This window comes from Allobosea vaviloviae (assembly GCF_001298265.1).
GTDB classification, from domain to species: Bacteria; Pseudomonadota; Alphaproteobacteria; order Rhizobiales; family Beijerinckiaceae; genus Allobosea; species Allobosea vaviloviae_B.
This window is the reverse complement of record NZ_LGSZ01000028.1, coordinates 74,230-94,822: the sequence shown is the minus strand read 5'-3', so window position 1 is coordinate 94,822 and position 20,593 is coordinate 74,230. Positions and strand designations below refer to the sequence as shown.

The following is a 20,593-nucleotide window of genomic DNA, read 5'->3' as shown; positions in this document are numbered from 1 at the left end:
GCGTCAGCCCCCCGTCGTGATGCGCGGGTCGAGCCGGGCATAGAGCAGGTCGACGATGAAGTTGACGACGATGACCAGCAGCGCCGAGACGAAGACGATGCCGAGCAGCGTGTTGAGGTCGCGCTGGATCACCGATTCATAGGCGAGGCGGCCCAGCCCCGGCAGCGAGAAGACGCTCTCGACCACGACCGAGCCGCCGAGCATCGTTCCGGCCTGGAGGCCGATCAGCGTGACCATCGGCAGCAGCGCGTTGCGCAGGACATGGCGGACGACGACGCGGGTCTCGTCCATGCCCTTGGCGCGGGCGGTGCGGACGAAATCGAGCGTCAGCACCTCAAGCATCGAGCCACGCATGATGCGCAGATAGATCGCCATGTAGAACAGGCCAAGCGTCAGTGTGGGCAGCACGAGGTGCCGGGCGATGTCGAGCGTGCGCGCCAAGCCCGTCAGCCCGACCGTGATGTCTTCGAAGCCGCCGGCGGGCAGCCACTGCAGGTAGATCGCGAACACGACGATCGCCATCAGCCCGAACCAGAATGTCGGCATGGCGTAGAAGACGAGGCCGAGCGTCGAGATCAGCGTGTCGGGCCAGCGGTTGACGCCGCGCGCGGCGATGACGCCGAAGATCAGGCCGAAGAAGAAGGCGAGCGAGAGTGACGCCGTCATCAGCAGGATCGTCGCGGGCAGGCGCTCGGCGATCACGGTCGCGACCGGCTTGCCGTAGATCGCCGAGAAGCCGAGATCGAGCCGGACCAGCCGCCAAAGATAGTTGCCGAGCTGGGCCCAGGCGGAGACATCCAGCCCGTAATATTCGCGCAACTGCTTGGCCGTCGCGGCGTCGCCGCCGCCCATCTGCGCCATCATCGCGTCGACCGTGTCTCCCGGTGCGAATTGCAGCAGGACGAAGACCCCGATCAGGATCAGGACAAGCGTCGGGATCGAGGCGGCGAGACGCCGCCCCGCGAGGGTCAGGATGCGCATGGAAACCGGTCTGATATGTTGCGGTCGGGCGAGGTCCAGCGGGAGCCTCCCGGCATAGTGCGCGACGTTCTCTTCTCCTTCCCCCCGCTTGCGGTGGGGAAGGCCGGGATGGTGGGGCGCAAAGCAGGGCGTGCCGTCTCGTCGTTGTGGCGGCGAGCGGCACTGCCCCCCACCCAACCCTCCCCACCGCAAGCGGGGGGCGGGCTCGAGCCCGCCATCGACGTCGAAAAAGCCTGCAAGCGATTGTCTCGGATGAGCGCCCTATCTTTCACTCGGCCAACCACAGATCGTGCCAGGAGCTCGAGCCCCAGCGCGGCGTGTTGGAGTGGTTGCGGGCCTTGGCCGTGATCGCGGTCAGGAAGATCTGCTCGATCGGGGTCCAGATCGGCAGTTCGGTGTTGGCGCGCCGAACGAAATCGCCATAGAGCGCCTTGCGCTTGGCGACGTCGATCTCGGTGGCCGCATCGTCGATGATCTTGTCCATCTGCGGGTTGGTCCAGTCCCACTGGTTCGTCCAGGGCGCGCCCTTGGGCTGGCCCGAACGATACCAGACCGTGGTCGAGACGGCGGGGTCGTTGCGGTACTGGTGCCAGCCGGTGGCCAGGTCGAAGTCCCAATCGTTGTAGACCTGCTTCAGGAAGCCGCCGCCATCGGTACGGACGATCTCGACCTTGATCCCGATTTCGGCCAGGGACTGCTGAATGAAGGTGGCGAAGAGCGTGATGTCCTCGCCCCAGGGGGCGGGGTGCAGACGCAAGCTGAAGCGCGTGCCGCCCGCCCCGGCCTTGAAGCCGGCCTCGTCGAGCAGCTTGGCGGCGAGCTTCTTGTCGAAGGGATATTGCGGGCCGTTGTCGGCCGGATAGAAGTCGGTGGAGACCGACGGGACCGGGCCGGTGCCGCGCTTGGCGTAGTCGCCGAGGAAGTTCTCGATGAAGAAGGGGATGTCGAGCGCATGCGCGATGGCGCGGCGCACCCGGATGTCGGCGAGCTCCTTGCGGCGGAAGTTGAACTCGATCGTGTTGGTGCGGGCGTTGCCCTCATTGCCCTTGGTGGTGACGATGAAGCGCTTGTCCTTGCCGAGGCGCGCGGCGTCCGAGATCGTGAGGCCGGAGAAGGGGCTGTAGTGGATCTGGCCGGCTTCCATCTGGGCGGCCGCCGCCGAGCGGTCGGTGACGACGCGCCAGACGATACGGTCGAGATAGGGTGCGTTGGGACGCCAATAGTCCGGATTGCGGTCGGCGATGACGTGCTGGCCGCGCTCATAGGCGACGAACTTGAACGGTCCGGTTCCGACGGGGGCGAGGTTGACCGGGTTCTGGCGGATGTCGCCCTTGCCCTCGTAGAGATGGCGCGGCGAGATGTAGCCGAGATCCGGCAAGGCGCGCAGCAGCAGGCCGAGCGGCATCGGCCGCTCGTAGCGGAAGACCGCGGTCAGCGGATCGGGCGTGTCGACGGCGGTGAGGAAGAGCTGGAGCGTGGTGCCGTAGTTCAGGATCTTCTTCCACATCTCCATCGCGGTGAACTGCACGTCGGCGGAGGTGAAGGGGCGGCCGTCATGCCATTTCACGCCGTCGCGCAGCTTGAAGGTGATGGTCTTGCCGTCGGGCGCCGCTTCCCAGCTCGTGGCGAGCACGCCGACCGGGTTGCCGGCGGCGTCGAGATCGACGAGCTGCTCCTGAATCTTCCCGCCGATGATGTAGACGCCGGTCGAGGCCTGCAGGCTCGGGTTCAGCTGGCGCTGCTCGGCCCCGTAATGGACGGTAAAGACGCCGCCCTTGCGCGGCGTCTCCTGCGCGAACACCGAGCGGCCCGGGAAGGCGACGCTGGAGGCGATGGCGGCGCTGGTGAGCAGCGCGGCGCGGCGGGTGATGTCCATGGGAAATCCTCGGGTCCTGAGGTCACGTAAGGGAAACGATGGGGGTGGCGGCAGCCGGCGTCAACGGTGGCGCTGCCCATAAAGCGGGCGAGCGTGCTATTGCGGCAGGAAGCTCACGATCAGGCCATTGGCGGCGCTCGCCGCGACGCTGACGGCGCCGTCATGAACGGTCGCGAGCGGGCCGAGCGCGGCCTTGGCTCCATCGATGTCATCGCTCGCGACGACCAGCGAGGCGGCCCCCTCGGTGGCCGCGCCGTCGCGCACGGCCGCGGGGTAGCGGCGCGCGAAGCCCGCTGCGTCGTAGAACAGGATGTCGGCACGCTTGCCGCCGGAAGGCACCAGCCAGCCATCTCCCTCGGCGCGTGCCGGCTCGTCGATCAGGCGGGCGAGATGCTCCGCAGCAGCCTTCGGATCGGCTGCGAGAACTTCGAGGCGGATGATCCGCTTCGCACCGTTGGCATGCTCCAGGAGTTCGGGAATCCAGACGGTTTCGCGCGTCAGATGCTGGCAGGCGAAGATGCGCAAGCCCCCGGGCTGCTCGCTCAGGGGCCAGCGGAAGACGTTGAAGCGGGCCTCTCCGGTGCCGCCGCTGGGCAGATCGACCGGGCGGCCGAAATGGATCGGGCCGAGCGCTTCGAATCCGCGCGCCTTCAGTTCGTCCGCGCCGGCTGCGGCGTCGTCCGTGGTGAAGGCGGCGCGCTCCAGTCCTTCGCGCTTGGCGAGGTAGTCGCGCGTCGGCTTGTTCTGCTCGGTCTCGGTCAGGATGCCGAGCAGCTCGACATAATCCTCGCCGAACATGATCGTGTAGTTGCCGGTGCCGAGGATCGGCGAATGGGTGCCGCGTGGCGAGACGGTGAAGCCGAGACGGCGCCATTGCTCGGCGGCGGCGTCGAGATCGCGAACGGTCACCACGACATGATCGAGGCCGATGATGTGCTTGAGAGACATGGGGAGCCCTTGGTCGAAAGCCGACAGAGGTGCGAGTTCAGCCGAAGTGCGGTCGGGGCGCAATCGCCCACACGCTCCGTCCCGACAGCCCCCTGCTGCGCTGCGAACATAGCGACGCGTGGATGAATATTCCAAGCGTGGAATGATATATCGGCAATTTTAGAAGAACGTGTTCGCGGCCGTTCGCATAGAGAGAAAATCCGACCCCGACTTGTCGCAATGCGAGAACGCGCCCCTTGCCTCCGTGCCGCGAGGTGGCAAGGATGAGTTCAGGGGCGGCATCGGCGCGCCCTTCGCCTCTCTCGGGAAGTTCAGCCCATGTCCGCCTCCACTTCCGTCACCTGGCCGCCCTCGCTCTGGGCCGCGACCGCGCCGGGCGGGCCGGCGCTCAATGCGCTGGAGGGCGACGTCCAGGCCGATGTGGTGGTGATCGGGGCCGGCTTCACGGGGCTGTCGACCGCGATCCATCTGCGCGAGGCCGGCGTCGAGGTCGTCGTGGTTGAGGCGGCCGAACCCGGCTGGGGCGCTTCGGGACGCAACAACGGACAGGTCATCCCGACGCTGGCGGGGCACGATCCCTCGGCAATGGTGGCCCGCCATGGCGAGGCCGGCGAGCGCTTCAACGCGGTGCTGCGTGACAGCGCGCAGTATCTGTTCGACACCATCAGAAAATACGACATTCCCGCCGAAGCCGAGCAGGCGGGCTGGGTCCAACCGGTGCATTCGCCCGGCCGGTTCAAGCTGGCCGAAAAGCGCGTGCGCGAATGGTCGGCGATCGGCGCGCCGGTCGAGCTGCTGGATCGTGCCGCGACCGCGCAGATGACGGGCTCGGAGGCCTGGTTCGGCGGCTTCTGGAACCGCAGCGGCGGCCATATCAACCCGCTTGCGCTCGCGCGTGGCCTGGCCGAGGTGGCGCTGAAGCTCGGGGCGACGATCCATGTGCGCTCGCCGGCGACCGCGATGGCGCGCGAGGGCGATCGCTGGGTCGTCAGGACCGCGAAAGGTTCGGTCACGGCGCGCGCCCTGGTGCTGGCGACGAACGCCTATACCGGCGAGTTCGCGCCGGGGCTTGCGCCGGACATCGCCGGCGAGGTCATTCCCGTGCTGTCCTGGCAGATGGCGACGAAGCCGATCAGCGACAACATCGCCAAGACGATCATTCCCGGCCGGCAGGCGCTGTCGGACACGCATCGCGAGCTCTATTTCGCCCGCTGGGATGCGCGCAACCGGCTGGTGACGGGCGGGGCGGCGGTGTTTCCCGGTGCGGGCGGCGACAATCTGCGCGGGCCGGTCGGGGAGCGCCTGAAGTGGCTCTGGCCGCAACTTGGCGAGGTGTCCTTCGACTATGTCTGGTCGGGCTATATCGGCATGACGCCAGACGACGTGCTCAAGCCGCAGGTGCCAGGCTATCCCCGCATCCACCAGCTCGGACCCAACGGTTTCGGCTGGGTCGGCTGCAACGGCCGGGCGGTGGCGCTCTCGATCTCGCTGGGGCGCGAACTGGCGCGGGCCACGCAAGGGACGCCGCTCGAGACGCTCGCCCTGCCGCTTTCCGAGCCCAAGGGGCAGCCGCTGCCGGGGCTCCTGCGCCGGATCGCTCCGTTCGCGCTGCCGCTCTACCGTGCGCTCGACGCGCAGGACATCTAGTGCAGCGGCGCAAAGGGCCGCGCGTCGAGGAACGCGCGGGCGGCGCGCATCACCAGCGGGTCTGACAGGCGCGGGCCGACGATCTGCAGGCCTACGGGCAAGCCCTCCGGCGTCAGCCCGCAGGGCACCGAGACCGCCGGGCAATGGGCGAGGTTGAACGGGTAGGAGAACTCCGCCCAGACCAGCCAGTCCCACGCATGCGGCGGCCAGTGGTCCGGCACCTGACGGCCATGCGGAAAGGCGGCGACCGAGGCGGAGGGCGTCAGCAGCAGGTCCCAGCCCTCGGCGAACCAGGGCCCGACCGCGCCGGCATAGGCGTGCCGGCGCGACTGCGCGGCATGCAGGTCGCGCCAGGAGGCCTGGCCGGTTTCGCGCAAGCAGGCGACGAAGCCCGGATCCATGGCAGCTTCCGTCCGATCGTCGGCCGGGCGATAGGGCAGGAGCGGCGGGCCCCACAGCCCTCGGATCAGGTCGGGACCGAGCGGGCCCCAAGCCGGGGTGGTGAGTTCGACGCGGGCACCCAGCGCCTCGAAGACGCAGGCAGCGGCCTCGACCTGCATGGCGATGTCGGGATCGACCCGCGCATGGCCGAGATCGGGGCTGTAGGCGATCCGCAGGCCGGTGAGATCATGGCTTGCGGGATCGCGCCGGAAGCCGCCGGGCAGGGTGGTGTGGTCGGCGGGATGGGCTCCCGCCATCACCTCCAGCATCAGTTCGGCATCGGCGGGATCGCGGGCGATCGGGCCGATATGAGACAGCGCTCCATTGTTGGGCACCGGCACATAAGGCACCATGCCGAAGGTCGGCTTGAAGCCGACGACGCCGCAGAAATGCGCCGGCAGGCGCACGGAGCCCGCACCGTCGGTGCCAAGATGCAGCGGGCCGCAGCCTGCGGCGGCGAGCGCGGCCGCGCCCGACGAGGAGCCGCCGGCCGTGTAGCCCGGCTTCCATGGATTGTCGGTCGCGCCCGTCAGCGGGTTCTCGCTGACGGCCGTCCAGCCTTGCTCGGTCGTGGTGGTCTTGCCGAGGATCACGGCACCAGCGGCGCGCAGCCGCGCAACGGCGGGTGCGTCGGCGGTCGCCGGCGACGGGTCGGACAAGCGCGAGCCGCGCCGGGTCGGCAGGCCGGCGACAGCCTGGACGTCCTTGATGGTGACCGGCACGCCATGCAGGGGGCCGAGCGTGTCACCGCGCATGACGGCAGCTTCCGCCTCGCGGGCGGCGGCGCGGGCGCCTTCGGCGTCGAGCGCCACGAAGGCGTTGAGGCGCGGTTCGCGCGCGGCGATGCGGGCGAGCACATCCTCGACGATCTCGACCGGGGAGGCGCGCTTGTCACGCACCAGGGCGGCCATGTCATGAGCAGAGAGGGTGGCGAGCTGTCCGGCCGTGCTCATGTCGGGTTTCCGCTGCTTGCCGCGCCCGGCTTCAGGCGCGCGTCTCCCAGGCTTCGACATCCAGGAAGGTGCTCTGATAGGAGGCGCCTTCGCCAATGTCGGTCAGGCGATCGGAGCAGAGCATGTTGACGGTGCCGTCGACGGCTTCCGTGCCGGGGCGCTGTCCGGGCACGAGAATGACGCCTGGCTGCACGTCGTCGGCCACTTTGAGCAGCAGGCCGATGGCTGCCCGCTCGTTGAACAGCCTGACCTTGGCACCGTTCGCCAGTCCGCGCTGCGCGGCGTCCTGCGGGTGCAGCACGCAGAAGGGCTCGCCCTCGCGCTGGCGCAGGAAGGCGACGCCGGAGAAGGCGGTGTGGGGCTGGAAATAGGAGGGGGCGGTCAGCAGGCGCAGCGGCCATTTCCCGGCGTCGGCGACCTCCTGCTCGTCGGGCTGCCAGTCCGGCATCGGCGGGACGCCCTGGTCGGCGAGCGCCTGGGAATAGATCTCGAGCTTGCCGGACGGGGTGGCGAAGCTCTGGCCGGCTGGAGGGGCGGCCTTCACAGGAACGCCATCAAACAGGCTCGACGGCTCGACGGCCGCGACCGCGCCGGTCGAGCCCCTGAAGAATTCCGGCAGGATTTCCTTCTGCGTCTTCGCGAAGACCGGATCGACGACGCCCATGCGCCGGGCGAGCTCCTGGGCGAGGCGGAAATTGGACCAGGCCTCGCCCTGCGGCGCGACCGCCGCCGGCGAATACTGCATGTAGTAATTGCCGTAGCCGCGGTAGAAATCCTCGGTTTCGAGATAGGTCGTCGCCGGCAGGACGATGTCGGCATAGGCCGCCGTATCGGTCATGAACGGGTCGTGGACGACGGTGAAGAGGTCCCCGCGCGCGAGGCCTTCGCGGACCTTGCCGGCTTCCGGGCAGGTCACGGCCGGGTTGTTGGCGGCGATGAAGAGCGCGCGCAGCGGCGGATCGTTCATCTCCAGCAGTTCGCGGCCAAGCAGGGTCTGGTTGACGAGCCGCGTGGCGGCGGGGCCCGACGGCTTGCGGACGGCCGAGAAGTTGAAGTCCATCGAGCCGGCGGTCAGCAGCAGGGCGCCTCCGCCCGGCCGGCCATAGGCGCCGGTCACGGCCGGCAAGGTGGCAACCGCGCGCAGCGCCTGGCCGCCGCGGGCGAGCCGCGTCATGCCCTCGCCGATGCGGATGAAGGAGCGTTTCGCCGCGCCATACATTGCCGCGAGCTTCTCGATGTCGGCCACGGGCAGGCCCGTGACGTCGGAGACGTAATCGGGCGTGAAGCGCGGCACCGTCTCGCGCTCCCATTGGTCGAAGCCCAGTGTGTTCGCCGCGAGATAAGCCCGGTCGCAGAGGCCGTCGCGCACGAGGATATGGACGATGCCCAGCGCGAGCGCCGCATCCGTGCCGATGCGGATCGGCAGGTGCCAGTCAGCGCTGACAGCGGTGCGGCTGCGGCGCGGGTCGATGACCACGACCTGGACGCCACGCTTGCGAGCGATCTCGAGCTTGGCCCAGAAATGCACGTTCACCGCCATCAGGTCGCAACCCCAGGCGATGACGAGATCGGAATCGACGACGGATTCGGGGTCCGCGCCGCCGACCGGACCGAGCGTCAGATCCCAGGCGGTCTCGCAGCAGCTGTCGCAGACCGTGCCGGCCTGCAGGCGGCTGGTGCCCATGGCGTAGAACAGGCCGTTGACGATGTGGCGGTTCATCTGGCCCTGATGGGCGCTGTAGGCGTAGCCGAGCAGAGCCAGCGGGCCGGATTGCGCGATGATCGCCTTCCACTTCGCCTCGATCTCGTCGAGCGCCTCCTCCCAGGAGACGGCCTCGAACTGGCGCGAGCCCTTGGGGCCGGTGCGGCGCAGCGGGGTCTTCAGGCGCTCGGGCGAATGCACCAGCTCGGCATCGCGATTGACCTTGGCGCAGGCGAAGCCGGCGGTGAAGGGCTGGTCCGGATCGCCGGAGATCTTGGTGATCCTGTCGCCGTCGACCTGGGCGATCAGGGAGCACATGTCGGGGCAGTCATGGGCGCAAGCTACGCGTACGGTCTTCATCAGGCATCCTCGATCCGCCAGCCGCGGACATGTTCCGGGCGTGCGAAAGTTGATCTCAGGGTTCGAACCGAACCAAGTGCAATGACCACTTGTCGGGTGTGCGGCGGGCCACTTCGCGACCCGCCGCGAGCGGGCTCTCAGACGCGCCTGACGTTCCAGGGGAAGGGCGCGCAGCCTTCGACGATGCCGGAGATGTTGGCCCGGTAGGCCGTGCGGATGTTGAAGACGCCCAGCGGCACGGCGGGCACATCCTCCGCGACGATGTTCTGGATGCCGGCGGCGAGCGTGGCGCGCTCGGCTTCGGTTTCGGCGGCGAGCCAGCGCTTCGTCAGATCCTCGACGGCGGCGTTGCCGTACCAGCCGAACCAGCCGCCCGCGCCCTGGCCGCGGATATAGCCTGATGTCGCCGGGGTGGTGATGCCGATCGCCTGCCACCAGGTGTGGAAGATGCTCCAGCCGCCCTTTTCGACGGATTCGCGGTTGCCGCGCCGCTGCAGCACGGTGCCCCAATCGGTCTCGACCAGTTCGGAATTCAGCCCGAGCGAGCGCAGCAACTCATGCGTGATCTGGCCCATCGGGCGGATCGTGGGGAAATCGGCGGGATTGATGACGACGATCTTCTCGCCGTTGTAGCCGGATTCCTTGACCAGCCCCTTGGCGGCGGCCAGGTCGGGTTTGTCTGATATGTGGTTCTTGGTCGGGGTGATGCCATAGGGCGTGCCGCAGGGCAGGAACGACTTGCACAGCGTGTAGGCGCTGGGGTCGTTGTCGGTGACGGCGCCCATGTAATCCACCTGATTCACCGCCGAGAGCACGGCCAGGCGCAGCTTGGCGTTGTTGAACGGCGCCTGCGAGCTGTTGAAGCGGATCAGACCAACATAGCCGTTGGGGTCGCCATTGCCGACCTTGATGTTGGCGTCCTTCTTCAAGATCGAGATCATGTCGGGCAGGACCTGCTCCCACCAGTCGACCTCGCCTGTCTGAAGGGCCGCGAGCGCGGTGGCGCTGTCGGGGATCGCCGTCCATTCGACGCGCTCGACATGCGCCACCTTGCCGCCGGAGGTGCGTTCGGGCGCCTCCTGCCGGGGCACATAGCCGTCGAACCTGGCGTAGACCGCGCGTTGGCCGGCCATGTATTGGTCGGCGAGGAAGCGATAGGGGCCCGAGCCCACCATCTCGGTGACCTGCTTCATCGGATCGGTCGCGGCGATCCGCGCGGGCATGATGAAGGGTACGTTTGTCGCCGGCTTGGCGAGGGCGTAGAGCATCAGCGGAAAGCGCTGCTTCAGCCGGATCGCGAAGGTCTTGTCGTCCTTGACCTGCCACTCGTCGACCGTGGCCGCGAGCAATTGGCCGAGCGCATCGCGCGCTGCCCAGCGCTTCAGGCTGGCCACGCAATCGACGGCGCGAACCGGCTCGCCGTCATGGAATTTCAGCCCGTCGCGCAGCCTGATCTCCCAGACCAGCCCGTCGCTCGAGGTGGTATGTCCGGCTGCCATCTGGGGCAGGGGCTCGAACTTCGCGTTCAGGCCGTAGAGCGTGTCGAAGATGTGGTAGCCGTGGTTCTGCGTGCCGGCGGCCGTGGTCCAGATCGGGTCGAGCACGGAGAGCGCGGCCTGCGGCACGAGCTTGAGCGTGCGCGAGCGTTCCGTCTGGGCAAAGGCAGGGGCGGGGAGCAGCGAGGCTGCGGCGAATTTGAGGGCTGTACGGCGGCTGATCACGGAGGCCTCCCAACGGTTGCGCATAACCTGACCGGCTGGCCACAACTGGTGCCGGTTGATCGGGCTCAGCGTCCGCCGTGGCTGGAGGCGTTTGAAAGAACCACTTTTTGCGACGCGGCATGACCACGTCGGCCATCGGGCGGAGTGGCCTCTTCGATGCTTTGGGAGTGGACCTGTCCCGGTCGCTTTTCGCGCGGACAATCGCCTGCCGAGCGACCGAGGCGGGGGCAGTGAAATGGGTGCGTCGCTTTCCCAGTTGGTGCCTGCCGCACCCTCAGGACCACCCATGGAGGGCTATGTCCGGCCGCGCGGTTTCCACGTCGTCGAGGGCGATCCGCAATGCCGGAACTGGCGGCATTACCTGGCGGAGGAAGGCGGCGTGACGACCTCGTCGGGCCTCTGGCAGTCGACGCAAGGCGTCTTCGCCTTCCGGTTCGAGCACTGGGAGTTCTTCCACGTGATATCGGGCATCGTCGAGGTCACGCCCGAGGGCGGCGCACCGATGACGTTGCGAGCGGGCGACGCGATGGTGATGGAGCCCGGCTTCACAGGCCGCTGGCAGGTCGTCGAGACCATGCTGAAGCACTATGTGACGCGGCTAAGCGTCTGAGCGTTCAGCCGCTTAGCGACGCTTTCGCCAGAGTGGGATCTTGGGTGGCTCCCGAACCGGACCCGGCTTCGCTCCCGCGATCTGCGACGCAGCGGGCGATGCGCCCGAGTTCGGCCGCGGCGGCACGCAGCTTGTGGTTGTCGAAGCCGGAATAGCCGAGGACGAGCCCCTGCCGCGGTCGAGCGGCGACGTAATGCGGGCTGACCGGCTTGACGATGATGCCCTGCCGCCGCGCCGCTTCGGCAACGGCGATGTCGGACAGCCCGTCGCGAAAATGGATCACGAGCTGAATGCCGCATTCGGGCACCTCGATGTCGACGAGGTCGCCCAGATGCCGCGCGATCGCCTCGACGACGACGTCGCGGGCCTCCTTGTAGCGCTGGCGCATGCGCCGGATATGGCTGGTCAGGAAGCCCTGCCGCATGAACTGCGCCGTCATTGCCTGCTGCAGCGTCGGCGGCGAGCGGTCGCTGAGAAAGCGCGCGCCGCGAAAGACATCGATCAGATGGTGCGGCACCACTGCGAAGCCCAGCCTGATGCCGGGGAAGAGCACCTTGCTGAGCGTACCGACATAGACGACGCAGCCACCCCGATCGAGCCCTTGCAGCGAGGCGAGCGGGCGGCCGGCATAGCGGAACTCGCTGTCGTAATCGTCTTCGATAATCCAGGCGCCGGTCTGAGAGGCCCAGGCCAGCAGCTCGAGGCGGCGCGCCATGCTCATCGCAGCGCCGGTCGGATATTGATGGGAGGGCGTGATGTAGACCGCCCGCGCCCGGGCGGCCGAGGCGATGCCGGCGGCGACGTCGAGCCCGTTCTCGTCGACAGGAACGGGGACCAGGCTGGCGCCCGCGGCGGCCAGCGCCTCACGGGTCGCAGCGTAGCCGGGGTCCTCGATCCAGACGGGGTCGCCCGGATCGAGCAGGGTGCGGATCGACAGGTCGATGGCCTGTTGCGCGCCCGAGAGCACAATGATCTGCTCCTCGTCGCACTGGACGGCGCGCGCGGCGCGCAGATAGGCCGCGATTTCCCGGCGCAGGGACAGTTCGCCGCTGGGGTCGGCATAGGAGAGATTGACCGGATCGAAGCGCCGCATCTGCTCGGCCCCGATCCGCCGCCAGGCCTCGACGGTCTTGGCATCGACCGAGCAGCAGCCGGCTGCGAAGGGCAGGCTGCCGGGCGGTATCAGGTCCGCAGCGAAGCGGCCGTAACGCGCGCCGGCCACGGAGACCATCTGCCGGGGAGCCGTGCCGTCGGCTCCGGCGACACGCGCCGGGGTGACCATGGCCGCCGGCACATCGTCCGAGACATAGGTGCCCGAGCCCTCGCGGCCGACGACATAGCCCTCGGCCAGGAGCTGATCATAGGCCGAGACCACGGATGTTCGCGAGACCTTCAAGCGGAGTGCGAGGCCGCGGCTCGACGGCAATTTGCTGCCGGGCGCCAGCGTGTTGGCCACGATCGCCTCGCGCAAGGCGAGATAGATCTGCTGGAAAATCGGGCTTGAACTGCCTTGGTCCAAGGTCAGGTGCAACAGGTCGGACCATTTGGCGCGGGACGGCTTGTGTCGCATCGGACGGCTCCCTTGGACAAATTCCAAGCAACCGCCGTGCCATGTCAAGACGCTGGCCGCCGAAAGTGGCCTGCTCGATCCCGCTTTAACTGGTTCTTCCAAAAACCACCGTGCCTCGATGTCCTGCGCTCGATCCCGATGAGAACCCCGCACGCCCATGCCCTACGTCGTCACGGAAAACTGCATTCGCTGCCTCTACATGGATTGCGTCAGCGTCTGCCCCGTCGATTGTTTCCGTAAGGGCGAGGCCATGCTCGTCATCCATCCCGACGCGTGCATCGATTGCGGCGTCTGCGAACCGGCCTGTCCGGCGCAGGCCATTCGTCGCGATGACGACAGGGACGGCACGCGGTGGCTTGCGTTCAACGCGCGCTTCGCGGAGGAGTGGCCTCGCATCTGCGAGAAGGGCAAACCTCCCGGCGATGCCGACGACTGGCGCGGCCGATCAGGCAAATCGGCGATGGTCTTCGGCGCAGACGGACCCTGATCGCGCAAGCGCGGAACGCAACGGGTCGGACTGAAAGAAACGAGCATGAGCAATCAGTATGTCGAGAAGGTCCTGTCGGTTCATCACTGGAACGACACGCTGTTCAGCTTCCGCACCACCCGCAATCCCGCATTCCGCTTCGAGGCCGGACAGTTCGCGATGATCGGCCTGATGGTCGAGGGGCGCCCGCTGCTGCGCGCCTACAGCATGGCCTGCGCGCCCTATGACGAAGAGCTCGAGTTTCTGAGCATCAAGGTGCAGAACGGGCCGCTGACCTCGCGGCTCCAGAAGATCGTGCCCGGTGACGAGGTGCTGATCGGGCGCAAGGCGACCGGCACGCTGCTGCATGACAACCTGGTGCCCGGCCGCAACCTGTATTTCCTCTCGACGGGAACGGGTCTGGCGCCCTTCATGAGCCTGATCCGCGATCCGGCGACCTATGAGCGGTTCGAGAAGGTCGTGCTCGTCCATGGCGTCCGGCTGGTGTCGGAGCTGGCCTATGAGCATTTCATCCGCGAGGAGCTGCCGGCCGACGAGCTGATCGGCGAGATGGTCGCGGCGCAGCTGATCTATCACCCCACCGTGACGCGCGAGGAGTATCCCAATCGCGGCCGCGTCACCGAGCTGTTCGGCTCCGACGACTGGTTCGCCTCGCTCGGCCTGCCGGTCGCCGATGCGGCGCATGACCGGGTGATGCTGTGCGGCAGCCCCGCCATGCTCGCTGACATGAAGGTCATGCTCGAGGGCAAGGGGTTCGTCGAAGGTTCGAGCTCGACGCCCGCCACCTATGTCGTCGAGCGCGCCTTCGTCGAGAAGTGACGCCGAGGCTTCGCCAGGAGAAGAGCGACGATGGATCAGCCGGGCGATCTGGAGGCGCAGATCCGCGCGCGCTTCGGGGATGACCCGGAGCGGACGCTGCGCGACAATTTCGCCGCCGTCGAGGAGCGGATCGCGGCCGCCTGCGCCCGTGCCGGGCGGTCGCGCTCCTCGGTCAGGCTGTTGCCGGTCAGCAAGACCGTGCCGGTCGAGGTCGTCAGGCTCGCCGTCGGCGTCGGCATGACCACGCTGGGCGAGAACAAGGTCCAGAAGGCGCAAGGCAAGGCGAAGGCGCTCACCTCGCTCGGGGTGAGCTGGAGCGTGATCGGGCATCTCCAGACCAACAAGGCCAAGGCGATGGTCTCTTTCGCCAGCGAGTTCCAGGCGCTCGACAGCCTGCGCCTGGCCGGCCTGCTGCATGAAAGCCTGGTCGCAGCCGGACGCACGCTCGACGTCTTCGTGCAGGTCAACACCTCCGGCGAAGAGAGCAAATACGGCATCATGCCGGACGAGGCGGATGCCTTCGTCGCGGAGCTCGGCCGCTTTCCCTCGTTGAAGCCGAAGGGGCTGATGACGCTGGCGATTCTCAAAGGGACGCCCGAGCAGGAGCGGGCGTGCTTTCGCCGTCTCCAGGCCGTCCGCGCGCGCCTGGCGAAGAGTCAAGGTGGCTGCGGCATCGACCTGCTCTCCATGGGCATGACCGGCGATTTCGAGATCGCAATCGAGGAGGGCGCCGACGTGGTGCGGGTGGGGCAGGCGATCTTCGGCAAGCGCCCGACTGCGGACGGGCATTTCTGGCCGGGCCTCCTGCCGGGGACGTGACGCACGAGACGCTGCCTATTCATCAGGCAGGCGACGCGATTTCGCTCTTGGAGGGCAGAGCGGCCCATGGTTACCTGCGGCCTCTCGCGATCCGCCCGGAGCCTCCAGCCCATGTCGCCACGCATCGCCTTCGGCGGTTTCCTGCACGAGACCAACACCTTCGCGCCGAGCAAGGCCGGACTCGACGCCTTCGTCCAGGGTGGCGGCTGGCCGTCGCTGGCGCGGGGCGAGGCGGTTTTCGAGGCGGTGCGGAATGTCAATGTCGGCGCGTCCGGCTTCGTCGAGACGGCGCGCGGCTTGGGGTGGGAGATGGTGCCGACACTCTGGTGCGCGGCGAGCCCCTCGGCGCATGTCACGGCGGAGGCTTTCGAGGCGCTTCTCGGCGAGCTGGTGGAGGCGATCACTGCGGCACTGCCGCTCGACGGGGTCTATCTCGACCTGCACGGTGCCATGGTGGCGGAGGGCTTTCCCGATGGTGAGGGCGAGACGCTGCGCCGGGTGCGCGCCGCGATCGGCCCCGGCGTGCCGCTCGTCGCCAGCCTCGATCTGCACGGCAATGTCACGCAGCTCATGGTCGACAGCGCCGACGCGCTCGTCGCCTACCGCACCTATCCGCATGTCGACATGGCGCTCACCGGGAGCCGGGCGACGACCTATCTCGCCCGGCTGATCGGCACGGGCAAGCGCGACGCCAAGGCGTTCCGCCAGATCCCCTATCTGATCCCGATCGCCTGGCAGGCGACCGCGATGGAGCCATGCAAGACGATCTATGGCGAGCTCGCCGCGCTCGAAGGCGAGAGCGTTCCGACGCTGTCCTTCCTGCCCGGTTTCCCGGCCGCCGATTTCGCCGATTGCGGGCCGGCGGTCGTGGCCTATGGCGCGACGCAAGGAGATGCCGACCGGGCGGCCGACGCTGTGACGGCGCGCGTGCTGGCGAGCGAGGCCGCGTTCAACGGCAAGGTCTTCCAGCCCGATGCGGGCGTTCTGGAAGCCATGGCGCTGGCTGAGGGCGCAACGAAGCCGATCGTGATCTCCGACACGCAGGACAATCCCGGCGCGGGCGGTGATTCCGACACGATGGGCATGGCCCGCGCGCTGGTGCGCAATGGCGCGGAGCGCGCCGCGATCGGCCTCATCGTCGATCCGCAGGTCGCGCGCCAAGCGCATGAGGCGGGCGTCGGCGCGACGATCACGGCGTCTCTGGGAGCGAAGTCGGGCATTCCCGGCGATGTCCCGCTCGAAGGCACCTTTACCGTCGAACAGCTGTCGGACGGGCGGTTTATTGCGCCGGGGCCGTTCTTCGGGGGCTCGCGGATGAATCTCGGCGCTTGCGCGGCATTACGGATCGGCGGGGTTCGGATCGTCGTCGCCTCGCGCAAGGCGCAGATGGCCGATCAGGAGATGTACCGCCAGGTCGGCATCGAGCCGACCGAGCAGGCGATCCTGGTCAACAAGAGCTCGGTGCATTTCCGTGCTGATTTCGAGCCGATCGCGCATTCGATCCTGGTCTGCGCCGCGCCCGGGCCGATGCCGGTCGATCCCTCCGTGCTGCCGTGGAAGCATCTGCGGCCGGGCTTGCGCACGGCGCCGCTCGGCCCTGTCTTCGGCTGAACGCCTTCATCCTTCCGGAGTTTTCAGTATCATGCCTGCGCTTCCCGAGATCGACGCCTTCACCGACGACCTCGTCGCCATCCGCCGCGATCTCCACGCCCATCCCGAGATCGGCTTCGAGGAGGTCCGCACCTCGGGCATCGTGGCCGAGAAGCTGGCCTCCTGGGGCATCGAGGTGCATCGCGGCATCGGCGGAACCGGCGTGGTCGGAATTCTCCAGGGCACCGGCGGGCCAGGCCGGCGGGTCGGCCTGCGCGCCGACATGGATGCGCTGCCGATGGACGAGATCACCAACCTACCCTGGCGCTCGACCATCCCCGGCCGGATGCATGCCTGCGGCCATGACGGCCACACCACCATGCTGCTTGGCGCCGCCCGCTACCTCGCCGAGAACCGAGGCTTCGCCGGCACGGCGGTGTTCGTGTTCCAGCCGGCGGAGGAGGGGTTGGGCGGGGCCCGCGCCATGCTCGCCGACAATCTGTTCGAGCGATTCCCTTGCGACGAGATCTACGGCATCCACAACGCGCCCAATCTCGACCCCGGCCAGATCGCGGTGTTTCCCGGTGCGGCGATGGCGGGTGCAGATTTCTTCGACATCAAGATCACCGGCAAGGGCTGCCATGGCGCGATGCCCCATGTCGGCCGCGACCCGGTCATTGTTGCGATCTCGCTCGCGGCTGCGCTGCAGACCATCGTCAGCCGCAATGCCGATCCGCGCGAGGCCGCCGTGCTCTCGATCACGCAGATCCATGCCGGCTCAGCCTATAACGTGATCCCGGAGGAGGCGGTGCTCGCAGGCACGGTGCGCACCTTCTCGCCCGAGATCGCCAAGCTGATCCGCGAGCGCATGCGCGAGATCGCCGCCGGCATGGCGCTGAGCTTCGGCGTGCAGATCGATGTCGACATCCGCGGAATCTTCGACGTGCTGGTGAACCATCCCGAGCAAGCGGTCGCGACCGCTGCGGTGGCTGCTGAGATCGTTGGCGTCGGCAATGTCCTGACCGAGCCGAAACCCGTGATGGGCAGCGAGGATTTCGCCGACATGCTGCGCGTCGTGCCAGGGGCCTATGCCTGGGTGGGACACGCCGGCAGCGTGCCGGTGCACAACCCCGCCTTCGTGCTCGACGACGGCATCTTGCCGATCGGCGCGAGCCTGCTGGCGCGACTTGTCGAAACGCGGACTGTGGCCTGAAGGACGTTTCCCCATGCCTGCCGATTTTCGCCCCGCCGATCTCACGCTGGACACCGACGCCCTGATCGCGGGCCTGCGGCCTTGGATCGAATGTGAGAGCCCGACCTTCGATCCCGCCGCCGTCAACGCGATGATGGACCTCGCGGCGGCCGAACTGGCTGCTGCCGGCGCCATCGTGACGCGCATTCCCGGGCCGCCGGGGCTCGGTGATTGCGTGCGCGGGGATTTCCCGCATCCGCGCCGGGGCGAGGCGGGCATCCTGATGATGTCGCATCTCGACACCGTCCACCCGGTCGGCACGCTGAAGTCCCTGCCGTTCAAGCGCGAGGGCTCGCGCTGCTACGGGCCGGGTATCCTCGACATGAAGGGCGGCGCCTATGCCTCGCTGCAGGCCATCGTCGCGCTGGCCAAGGCCGGGATCGAGACGAAGCTGCCGGTCAGCGTGCTGTTCACCAGCGACGAGGAGATCGGCAGCCCCGGCACGCGCGAGATCATCATGGCGGAGGCGCGCAAGCACCGCTTCATCCTGGTGCCCGAGCCGGGGAGGCCGGGCAACGGCGTGGTCACCGGGCGTTACGCCATTGCGCGCTTCAACCTTCTGGCCGAAGGCCGTCCGAGCCATGCGGGCTCGCAGTTGAAGAACGGGCGCTCGGCGATCAGCATGATGGCGAAGCAACTGCTCGCGATCGAGGCGATGACCGACGAGGACTGCACCTTCAGCGTCGGCGTCATCTCCGGCGGGCAATGGGTCAACTGCGTTCCCACGACCTGCCGGGCGGAGGCGCTGAGCATGGCGAAACGGCAGGAGGATCTCGACCGTGGCGTCGAGCGCATGCTGGCGCTGTCGGCCGAGAACGAGGACGGCACGCGCTTCACCGTGACGCGTGGCGTGACCCGGCCGGTCTGGGAGCCAGATGCCGGGACGCTGAAGCTGTTTGCGCTGGCCCGCGAGATTGCCGGCGAGCTGGGCTGGGCGCTGGAGCATGGTTCTGCCGGCGGCGGTTCGGACGCGAACTTCACCGGCGCGGAGGGCATCCCCTCGCTCGACGGGCTCGGCCTGCTCGGTGCCGGCTACCATACGCTAGAAGAGCATATCGAGGTTGAGAGCCTGGCGCAGCGGACGCGGCTGATGGCAGGGCTGCTGGCGCGGTTGACCGGCTGAATGCCACGGGCCAGCATGAGCGCAGGTGGCACAGAGCCTGCATAGTTTCGATGCGGGAAAAAGACGACCGAAATTTGCGAGAGGGGTCCAGCATGGCATGGCGTTTGAGATCACTGGCGGCCGCGGCTGCAATCGTCGTCGGCACGTCGCTCGCACAGGGGCAGACTACGCTGAAGGTGGTGATGCATTCCGACGTCAAGATCGTCGATCCGATCTGGACGACGGCCTATATCGTCCGCAACCACGGCTATATGATCTACGACACGCTGTTCGCCATGGACGAAGCGGGCGCGATCAAGCCGCAGATGGTCGAGAGCTTCACCGAGTCGCCCGACAAGCTGGTCTACAAATTTACGCTTCGGGACGGCCTGACCTGGCATGACGGCAAGCCGGTGACATCAGCCGACTGCATCGCCTCGATCACGCGCTGGTCGGCCAAGGACCCCGTCGGCCAGAAGCTGATGACCTTCGTCGAGACGATCACCGCCGATGACGCCAAGAGCTTCACGGTGAAGCTGAAGTCGCCGACCGGCCTGCTGATCTTCGGCCTCGGCAAGCCCTCGTCGAACGTGCCGTTCATGATGCCGGAGCGCGTGGCGAAGACTGATCCGAACACGCAGATCTCGGAATTCATCGGGTCGGGCCCCTTCGTGCTCAAGCAGGACGAGTGGAAGCCGGGTGACAAGATCGTCTACACCAAGTTCAAGGACTACAAGCCGCGCTCCGAGCCGGCCTCGGGCCTCGCCGGCGGCAAGGTCGCGAAGATCGACCGCATCGAGTGGCTCGCGGTCTCCGACCAGCAGCAGGCGGTCAATGCGCTGCTCGCCGGCGAGATCGACATGATCGAGCAGCCGGCCTTCGACCTGATCCCGCTGGTCCAGAGCGACAGCAACATCAAGCTGTGGAACTACAATCCGCTCGGCCTGCAATACACGATGCGCTTCAACCACACGCTGCCGCCCTTCGACAATCCGAAGGTACGCCAGGCCGTGACCTATGCGCTGAACCAGAAGGACTTCCTCGAGGCGACCGTCGGCAACCCGGATTACTACAATGCCTGCAAGGCCATGTTCGTCTGCGGCACTCAGCTCGCCTCCGAAAAGGGCATGGAGGGTCTGCTCGAGTCGAATTTCAAGAAGTCGCAGGAGCTGCTCAAGGAAGCCGGCTATGACGGCAAGCCGATCGTGCTGCTGCATTCGACCGACCTGCAGTCCCTGACCAATCTCGGGCCGGTCGCCAAGCAGCTGCTCGAAAAGGGTGGCTTCAAGGTCGATATGCAGTCCTCGGACTGGCAGACGGTGGTGTCGCGTCGCGTGCGCAAGGACCCGGTCGACAAGGGTGGCTGGAACCTGATGCAGACCTCCTGGGTCTCCGCCGACATCCTGAACCCGGTGATGGCCGGCTTCTTCAATGCGAGCTGCGACAAGGCCGCCTTCGGCTGGCCCTGCGACGCGCAGATGGAGAAGCTGCGCGACGATTTCGCCCGCGAACCCGATCCTGCCAAGCAGAAGGCGATCGCCGAAGCCGTGCAGATGCGCTGGCGCGAGGTCGTGACGCATGTCCATCTCGGCCAGTACAATGTGCCGATCGCGGCGCGGAAGACCCTGTCCGGCATCCTCACGGCGCCGGCCCCGGTGTTCTGGAACGTCGAGAAGAAGTGAGGTGGCGAAGCTGATCGCACGGACCCGGCGCTG

At 67.6% G+C, this 20,593-nt stretch carries 16 protein-coding genes; 9 read left to right on the top strand and 7 right to left on the bottom strand.

What is annotated here, in order from left to right; all coding sequences use genetic code 11:
- Positions 1 to 3 precede the first annotated feature (3 nt).
- From AE618_RS07040 to AE618_RS07030, 3 genes are all read right to left on the bottom strand, one after another.
- Positions 4 to 981, bottom strand: a complete 978-nt coding sequence (locus tag AE618_RS07040; protein ID WP_054208346.1) for an ABC transporter permease — start codon at positions 979 to 981, stop codon at positions 4 to 6.
- Positions 982 to 1,249: 268 nt separating this feature from the next.
- The gene (locus AE618_RS07035; RefSeq protein ID WP_054208345.1) at positions 1,250 to 2,857 is read right to left on the bottom strand and encodes an ABC transporter substrate-binding protein; all 1,608 of its coding nucleotides are present in this window, start codon (positions 2,855 to 2,857) and stop codon (positions 1,250 to 1,252) included.
- 96 nt (positions 2,858 to 2,953) lie between these two features.
- Positions 2,954 to 3,805: a VOC family protein gene (locus AE618_RS07030; RefSeq protein WP_054208344.1), complete on the bottom strand. Its 852-nt coding sequence runs from the start codon at positions 3,803 to 3,805 to the stop codon at positions 2,954 to 2,956.
- A 318-nt stretch (positions 3,806 to 4,123) separates the two neighbouring features.
- On the opposite strand from AE618_RS07030, the gene AE618_RS07025 reads away from it, so the two are divergent.
- On the top strand, positions 4,124 to 5,452 hold the full coding sequence (locus AE618_RS07025; RefSeq protein ID WP_054208343.1) for an NAD(P)/FAD-dependent oxidoreductase: 1,329 nt from the start codon (positions 4,124 to 4,126) through the stop codon (positions 5,450 to 5,452).
- On the opposite strand, the gene AE618_RS07020 is transcribed toward AE618_RS07025, so the two are convergent.
- The 3 genes from AE618_RS07020 to AE618_RS07010 form a co-directional block, all read right to left on the bottom strand.
- On the bottom strand, positions 5,449 to 6,846 hold the full coding sequence (locus AE618_RS07020; RefSeq protein WP_054208342.1) for an amidase family protein: 1,398 nt from the start codon (positions 6,844 to 6,846) through the stop codon (positions 5,449 to 5,451). The genes AE618_RS07025 and AE618_RS07020 overlap by 4 nt on opposite strands.
- Positions 6,847 to 6,877: 31 nt before the next feature.
- Positions 6,878 to 8,908 (bottom strand): molybdopterin-containing oxidoreductase family protein, encoded by a 2,031-nt coding sequence (locus AE618_RS07015; RefSeq protein WP_082365063.1) that lies wholly within the window; start codon positions 8,906 to 8,908, stop codon positions 6,878 to 6,880.
- A gap of 137 nt (positions 8,909 to 9,045) precedes the next feature.
- Positions 9,046 to 10,629, bottom strand: coding sequence for an ABC transporter substrate-binding protein (locus AE618_RS07010; protein ID WP_197280699.1), 1,584 nt, complete (start codon positions 10,627 to 10,629; stop codon positions 9,046 to 9,048).
- A 286-nt stretch (positions 10,630 to 10,915) separates the two neighbouring features.
- On the opposite strand from AE618_RS07010, the gene AE618_RS07005 reads away from it, so the two are divergent.
- Positions 10,916 to 11,239 carry a cupin domain-containing protein gene (locus AE618_RS07005; RefSeq protein WP_054208340.1) on the top strand — a complete coding sequence of 108 codons (324 nt, stop codon included), beginning with the start codon at positions 10,916 to 10,918 and terminating at the stop codon, positions 11,237 to 11,239.
- 4 nt (positions 11,240 to 11,243) lie between these two features.
- Here AE618_RS07005 and AE618_RS07000 read toward each other — a convergent pair whose 3' ends face one another.
- A complete protein-coding gene (locus tag AE618_RS07000) occupies positions 11,244 to 12,809 on the bottom strand; it encodes a PLP-dependent aminotransferase family protein (RefSeq protein WP_082365060.1) in 1,566 nt (521 codons plus the stop codon).
- 157 nt (positions 12,810 to 12,966) lie between these two features.
- Here AE618_RS07000 and fdxA point away from each other — a divergent pair, with 157 nt between their 5' ends.
- From fdxA to AE618_RS06965, 7 genes are all read left to right on the top strand, one after another.
- On the top strand, positions 12,967 to 13,296 hold the full coding sequence (fdxA, locus tag AE618_RS27860) for a ferredoxin FdxA (RefSeq protein WP_054208339.1): 330 nt from the start codon (positions 12,967 to 12,969) through the stop codon (positions 13,294 to 13,296).
- 45 nt (positions 13,297 to 13,341) lie between these two features.
- On the top strand, positions 13,342 to 14,115 hold the full coding sequence (locus AE618_RS06990; protein ID WP_054208338.1) for a ferredoxin--NADP reductase: 774 nt from the start codon (positions 13,342 to 13,344) through the stop codon (positions 14,113 to 14,115).
- Positions 14,116 to 14,145: 30 nt separating this feature from the next.
- Complete coding sequence (locus tag AE618_RS06985) at positions 14,146 to 14,934, top strand: YggS family pyridoxal phosphate-dependent enzyme (RefSeq protein ID WP_054208337.1); 789 nt, start codon at positions 14,146 to 14,148, stop codon at positions 14,932 to 14,934.
- 111 nt (positions 14,935 to 15,045) lie between these two features.
- Positions 15,046 to 16,545, top strand: coding sequence for a M81 family metallopeptidase (locus tag AE618_RS06980; RefSeq protein ID WP_054208336.1), 1,500 nt, complete (start codon positions 15,046 to 15,048; stop codon positions 16,543 to 16,545).
- Positions 16,546 to 16,576: 31 nt separating this feature from the next.
- Positions 16,577 to 17,737, top strand: a complete 1,161-nt coding sequence (locus AE618_RS06975) for a M20 aminoacylase family protein (protein ID WP_054208335.1) — start codon at positions 16,577 to 16,579, stop codon at positions 17,735 to 17,737.
- A gap of 13 nt (positions 17,738 to 17,750) precedes the next feature.
- On the top strand, positions 17,751 to 18,899 hold the full coding sequence (locus AE618_RS06970) for a M20/M25/M40 family metallo-hydrolase (protein ID WP_054208334.1): 1,149 nt from the start codon (positions 17,751 to 17,753) through the stop codon (positions 18,897 to 18,899).
- A gap of 92 nt (positions 18,900 to 18,991) precedes the next feature.
- Positions 18,992 to 20,560 (top strand): ABC transporter substrate-binding protein, encoded by a 1,569-nt coding sequence (locus tag AE618_RS06965; RefSeq protein ID WP_248310782.1) that lies wholly within the window; start codon positions 18,992 to 18,994, stop codon positions 20,558 to 20,560.
- Positions 20,561 to 20,593 lie beyond the last annotated feature (33 nt).

What these genes read in the sequence shown, in the direction of transcription:
- AE618_RS07040 (WP_054208346.1), bottom strand. Translation starts at nt 981, where the DNA reads ATGCGCATCCTGACCCTCGCGGGGCGGCGTCTCGCCGCCTCGATCCCG.
- AE618_RS07035 (WP_054208345.1), bottom strand. Translation starts at nt 2,857, where the DNA reads ATGGACATCACCCGCCGCGCCGCGCTGCTCACCAGCGCCGCCATCGCC.
- AE618_RS07030 (WP_054208344.1), bottom strand. Translation starts at nt 3,805, where the DNA reads ATGTCTCTCAAGCACATCATCGGCCTCGATCATGTCGTGGTGACCGTT.
- AE618_RS07025 (WP_054208343.1), top strand. Translation starts at nt 4,124, where the DNA reads ATGTCCGCCTCCACTTCCGTCACCTGGCCGCCCTCGCTCTGGGCCGCG.
- AE618_RS07020 (WP_054208342.1), bottom strand. Translation starts at nt 6,846, where the DNA reads ATGAGCACGGCCGGACAGCTCGCCACCCTCTCTGCTCATGACATGGCC.
- AE618_RS07015 (WP_082365063.1), bottom strand. Translation starts at nt 8,908, where the DNA reads ATGAAGACCGTACGCGTAGCTTGCGCCCATGACTGCCCCGACATGTGC.
- AE618_RS07005 (WP_054208340.1), top strand. Translation starts at nt 10,916, where the DNA reads ATGGAGGGCTATGTCCGGCCGCGCGGTTTCCACGTCGTCGAGGGCGAT.
- AE618_RS07000 (WP_082365060.1), bottom strand. Translation starts at nt 12,809, where the DNA reads ATGCGACACAAGCCGTCCCGCGCCAAATGGTCCGACCTGTTGCACCTG.
- fdxA (WP_054208339.1), top strand. Translation starts at nt 12,967, where the DNA reads ATGCCCTACGTCGTCACGGAAAACTGCATTCGCTGCCTCTACATGGAT.
- AE618_RS06990 (WP_054208338.1), top strand. Translation starts at nt 13,342, where the DNA reads ATGAGCAATCAGTATGTCGAGAAGGTCCTGTCGGTTCATCACTGGAAC.
- AE618_RS06985 (WP_054208337.1), top strand. Translation starts at nt 14,146, where the DNA reads ATGGATCAGCCGGGCGATCTGGAGGCGCAGATCCGCGCGCGCTTCGGG.
- AE618_RS06980 (WP_054208336.1), top strand. Translation starts at nt 15,046, where the DNA reads ATGTCGCCACGCATCGCCTTCGGCGGTTTCCTGCACGAGACCAACACC.
- AE618_RS06975 (WP_054208335.1), top strand. Translation starts at nt 16,577, where the DNA reads ATGCCTGCGCTTCCCGAGATCGACGCCTTCACCGACGACCTCGTCGCC.
- AE618_RS06970 (WP_054208334.1), top strand. Translation starts at nt 17,751, where the DNA reads ATGCCTGCCGATTTTCGCCCCGCCGATCTCACGCTGGACACCGACGCC.
- AE618_RS06965 (WP_248310782.1), top strand. Translation starts at nt 18,992, where the DNA reads ATGGCATGGCGTTTGAGATCACTGGCGGCCGCGGCTGCAATCGTCGTC.